The sequence below is a fragment of the Streptomyces sp. NK08204 genome (assembly GCF_020400585.1).
GTDB lineage: Bacteria > Actinomycetota > Actinomycetes > Streptomycetales > Streptomycetaceae > Streptomyces.
In genome coordinates this window covers 1-3,905 of record NZ_JAINVF010000052.1, presented here as the reverse complement: position 1 = coordinate 3,905, position 3,905 = coordinate 1, and the positions used below count along the sequence as shown (strand labels likewise).

The window sequence follows — 3,905 nt, the reverse complement described above, 5'->3', positions numbered from 1 at the left end:
TCGCTGTCCGTGCGTGGTCTGACGCACGGTGACATCTCCGCTCACCTGGCCGAGGTCTATGGCGCGAGCGTGTCCAAGCAGACCATCTCGACCATCACCGACAAGGTCATGGACGGGATGGCCGAGTGGCAGAACCGGCCGCTGGACCCGGTCTGTCCGGTGATCTTCATCGACTGCGTGCACGTCAAGGTGCGAGACGGGCAGGTGGCGAACCGGCCCATCTACGTCGCACTCGCGGTCACGGTGGACGGCACGCGCGACATTCTCGGCCTGTGGGCCGGCGACGGCGGCGAAGGCGCCAAGTACTGGCTCCAGGTCCTGACCGAGATCAAGAACCGCGGCGTCGAGGACGTGTGCATGGTCGTCTGCGACGGGCTCAAGGGCCTGCCCGACTCGATCTCGGCGGTCTGGCCCCAGGCGGTGACCCAGACCTGTGTCGTCCACCTGATCCGGGCGTCGTTCCGCTACGCGGGCCGCCACTGCTTGGCCCTCCCACAGCGCGGCCCGTGGTGGGCCTCGGCGTGCGTGGACGGCGGCGGTCACCAGGTCGCCGTACCGCGGTCTCGAAGTCGAGCCGGGCACGCCCCGCCTGACGGCCTTCCACCCCGTTCACCGGATACTTCGCACAGCGACACGGGAGGCTGTGCATCCTATGACCGTGCCTGTCAGCCGTGCGGTGGGCGCCAGAGTGGACATAGTGCTGATCTTGATGGGCGACGGCGAGCCTCCCCGGCCTTCGAAGGCAGGCCAGCCCAAGCCCGGGCGCGCCGGTACGGTGCACACCTGGTCGGTAGGGAAGGAAGAACGGTCATGGGGTGGGGATCGCCGCTGTCGGCGGCATTCCAGCGGTTGGGGTCCAGTCCGAACGCCCACCGGCGGGGCCGGAAGCTGGAGGAGCTTCTGGAGCGGCTGTTCCAGCAGGCCCACTTTCGTGTCCAGCGCAAGGCTGGCATCGCCCGGCCGCGGCAGACGGACCTGGTGGCCAGCTATGGGGACTTGTGGTACCTGATGGGCCGAACTCGGCTACCCGCCACGTCCGTGGCTACCGATGCCCCCCCGGTGCCGTCCTGGGTGTCGTCTCGTACGTGCTGCGCCCGAGGAACGGTCACGGGGTGATCTTGTGGCTGCACTGCCGCGGGGCGAGTTCGTGGCGCATGTCCTCCTCGGCCACGCCGCCGGCGGTATGCGCTCTTGCGCTGGACCGTTTCAGACGTCAACCGTCGAATTGCATCCATTCGATGTCAAAGCCTGAAACGGGCTGCAGTGCGCTGCGGTGCGTGGCACCTGCCCACACCTCGAACCCGCTGTCTTCCCCGGCGTCGGAGACACACATGACGAGTCCCGGCGCGACGTAGAAGCGGGTGGGAGCCCCGGGCCAGAAGGGCCGCAGAGGGACCGGCTGAAGGGGAGCGGTGAGCTGTTGCACCTGGTCGGCGGTGAGCCCGAGGGCGAGCCCGATGTAGTCGGCGCTCATGGCGGCCTCAAAGAGGGAGAACTGGATGAGGAAGCCGCTGAGCGGCTCCTCCTCAGCGACCGTCACTTCATCGAACTCGCGGAACCAGACTGCCGGATCGCACACCGGATCGTCGAGGGTCCACAGAAGACCCCAAAAGAAGCAGCCCTGGTTTTCGACACCGAAGACCAGCAGCTCCCCATGAGGGTCGGTGTGCAGCTCGTGCTCCGGCATGATGCGGTTCTGGCATCCGAGCACGCCCGGCCGTTCCTCCGCCAGCCGGTACAGCTGCCGCAGGCTGCGCGGCAGAGGCCGTGACGCTACCGGTGCGGCTGGCTGGCGCTGGGGCTCATCAGTGGTCGGATACCAGCCGGTGACGAACTGCTCCAGCGCCGCGGCCCGGTCCGTGTTGACGTGCCGGAGCCACCGCAGGTCCGGCAGGTCTGGGGCCGGACGCACCGGGCGGACCCGGTCCAGGACGGACCTGCTCAGGAGCGTGTCAGGCCGCAGCAGGCAGCTCGTCAGCACATGCTCGGCGCTGCCAGGCGCCCGCTGCAATCCCGCCTGACCGACGCGGCCGGTGCCCAGGTACAGCAAGCCCTCGTCGAGGCGGACCAACAGGTGGATCGGCAGCGACGTCTCGTCTGCACCCCATCCTCCTGGTCGGCCCAGGAGCTGTTTCGTCACAGGCGCCGGCGCCGGGCCGACCAGACGGACCTCCTCGGCGTTCCACACGCAACTGCGGTCCGGCGCATCGCCCGCCTCCGTGGTGATCACAGTCCCCACCCGCCCCATCACGACGGTCGCGCCCCCGAAGGTGAAGCGCTCTGCGGCGGCCGAATCTCCCACGAGCGCGTCAATCTGCGCTTCGTCCGCAAGCGCCCACATGGCGATCACCGGAACTCGATCAGTCATGACGGCATTCTCCCTGTTGCATTTGACGCAACATCAAGGTTGGCTCCGCAGCAGCCTTCGCCCCCACCACCGCCCCCACACCGCAGCCCGCCACACCCTCGACCTCCTGCTGCGCCCGGTGCCCTGGTACACACCGCGGAGCTGAGCGTGGGGTACAGAGCATCTATGGCCATGTCGCGGGTTGGTTGACGTGCGTCATGCCTGCAGCGCTGGCTGGAGCGGGCTGTCATTCGATGGGATGGCTGCCCGAGAACGATCTTCCATGCCCGGGGCTGGTGTCGTACGGTCTCAACTGCTGTTCCGTACATGGGGGAGCGGGGCAGGCCGGTTCGGGGAGAGGGGACGGCATCGGGGTGGGCATGGATGAGGAGTGGACCGAGCACGCGGCGTGCCATGCGACTGACCCGGATGAGCTGTTCGTCGACGGCGCCGCGCAGCACACGGCGAAAGCCGTCTGTACAGGCTGTGCCGTGCGCACCGAGTGCCTTGCCTACGCCCTCGACAACCGGATCGAGCACGGGGTTTGGGGCGGGATGACCGATCGGGAGCGGCGTGCTCTGCTGCGGCGCCGGCCGACGGTGACCTCCTGGCGAAGACTGCTGGAGGCGGCGCGTGCGGAGCATGACCAGCCGACCCGCCGAGACGACGACGGGCTCTCGGCCGCCACAGGCTGAATCTGCGGTGCGCACCCCCGTGCGCACCGCTACGAAGGCCGTGATCCAGATTGGATCCGGCATTCATTTTGAAGCATAGGAGTCCGCGAGCCGATGGAGGGTCAGTTGGGACCGGGTGCGAGGTAGAGGGCGGCCAGCCGTGGCAGCCGCCGGCGCATCTCCCGGGAGTCGTCGAAATCGAACGGCTCACCCATGCCCTCGCCTCCACCTGGCTCCGCTGCGGCATGTGCCCGGCTGTAGCTCTCCCAGTCTTCCCAGAAGTCGTCCTCGTCTCCGGTCAGCTGCGTATACGCGCGGCAGGAGACGAAGCTGAAGTCCTCGGCGGACACGACGTCCTGGTCGCCGGAGGCTGCTGCGGCCTGTATGGCGGGGTGTTCGGCGAGTTCGTCCGGGCAGGTGTTGACTCGTTCGTACCAGTGGGGTCCGAGGGCTACGAGGCCGGCGGTGAAGTCGCTGAACCGGTCGTCGGAGCAGCCTCCTCCGATGAGGTAGGCGGCTGCCCATATGTCCCAGCGGTGGACCGCGTGGCGTAGCTGGGTGAAGTGGTGTTCGAACGCGAGGATCTCTTCCTTGGGCATGGCTGCCAGTTGAGCGGCGACCGCGTCATCGAGGGACTCGGCACTGCCTTTGGCTGTGCCGAGTAGGTGCCAGAACGCTTCGTTGTCCATGACGAGGAGTCTGCCAACCTCGCACGCTTATAGCTGCCGGGCCGTCAGGCCCGCGGGTGGGCCGCGCGGAGCGTGGCACACCTGGTGACGCGGAGCGTCACGGTGGCTGGAGCGCAGCGGAGGCCACAGGCCGGCCCAGGAGGGCCGGCCGTGCTCCTGGAGCGCAGCGGAAGGAGCATCAACAAGGCTGCGAAG

The 3,905-nt window shown here is 68.2% G+C and carries 3 protein-coding genes and 1 pseudogene; 2 read left to right on the top strand and 2 right to left on the bottom strand.

Annotated features, from left to right (window positions below; all coding sequences use genetic code 11):
- A pseudogene (locus K7G59_RS34180) lies at positions 1–477 on the top strand (transposase); the annotation flags it as partial.
- Between the two features lie 736 nt (positions 478–1,213).
- Here the strand turns inward: K7G59_RS34180 and K7G59_RS34175 are convergent.
- Positions 1,214–2,368 (bottom strand): hypothetical protein, encoded by a 1,155-nt coding sequence (locus tag K7G59_RS34175; RefSeq protein ID WP_225840575.1) that lies wholly within the window; start codon positions 2,366–2,368, stop codon positions 1,214–1,216.
- Positions 2,369–2,727: 359 nt separating this feature from the next.
- Here K7G59_RS34175 and K7G59_RS34170 point away from each other — a divergent pair, with 359 nt between their 5' ends.
- Positions 2,728–3,042 (top strand): WhiB family transcriptional regulator, encoded by a 315-nt coding sequence (locus K7G59_RS34170; RefSeq protein WP_263977102.1) that lies wholly within the window; start codon positions 2,728–2,730, stop codon positions 3,040–3,042.
- A gap of 101 nt (positions 3,043–3,143) precedes the next feature.
- Here the strand turns inward: K7G59_RS34170 and K7G59_RS34165 are convergent, their stop codons facing one another.
- On the bottom strand, positions 3,144–3,710 hold the full coding sequence (locus K7G59_RS34165; protein ID WP_225840573.1) for a DUF4240 domain-containing protein: 567 nt from the start codon (positions 3,708–3,710) through the stop codon (positions 3,144–3,146).
- Positions 3,711–3,905 lie beyond the last annotated feature (195 nt).